General features: G+C 51.7%; 1 protein-coding gene. It reads right to left on the bottom strand.

Annotation, left to right across the window (positions count from 1 at the left end; genetic code table 11):
• A partial coding sequence (locus ACT3UE_RS15770) for a hypothetical protein (RefSeq protein WP_444567027.1) occupies window positions 1-644 on the bottom strand: 644 nt, incomplete at its 3' end.
• Window positions 645-659 lie beyond the last annotated feature (15 nt).

Genomic DNA, 659 nt, shown 5'->3' on the forward strand with positions numbered 1-659 from the left:
CTTAGTAGGGCCCTTCGAACGATTTCCAGCACGTCCAGGTCCTTGTCCGCAGGTAGGAGTTCGTCTGCAATTTCCCTAAGGCGATAGGTTCGTCGAACGCCGTACTGTTCGCCAATTGCGGAGTGTTCCTTATCTAACATCATTTTGCCGACCTCGGAATCCCAGAGTCTGTCGATCAGTTCAGCGCTCGAGATATCCCAATCAACAGCTGAGCCAATACTCAGCTTGTGTCTCCGGCCGCGGTAGAGGCCGATCTGGCAATTGCTGCCGGCGAAAACCGACTTTTGATGAATGTTTATGTTGCGGGCTCGAGTCAGTGCGCGACCATACTCGTTGACAGCGATCTCATGAGGAATGCTCGCGAGATGCTCTTTCCATTTTGGCCATCGACCGTTGGCTTCAAGCTCCTTGGTCAAAACTTCCGAAATCGACACATATGCAGAGAGAAATGCGCCCAGCGAGTAGCGAAACTTCTGAGGGTTATGGTAGCCAGCCTCCATCTGACTCGCGAAGTATACGGTCTCTTTGAAGCGGTCCTCAGCCCCGGGGGTCAGGCAACCATTGACCGAATCCGCATAGATGCATTCGTGTGACCGGAAGCCTCTGGGAAAATATGCATCGTATGATCCGAATAGGTTTTTCATGACTTTCAGACTAAA

The sequence above is a fragment of the Arthrobacter sp. 179 genome, assembly GCF_052379645.1.
Classification (GTDB): domain Bacteria; phylum Actinomycetota; class Actinomycetes; order Actinomycetales; family Micrococcaceae; genus Arthrobacter_H.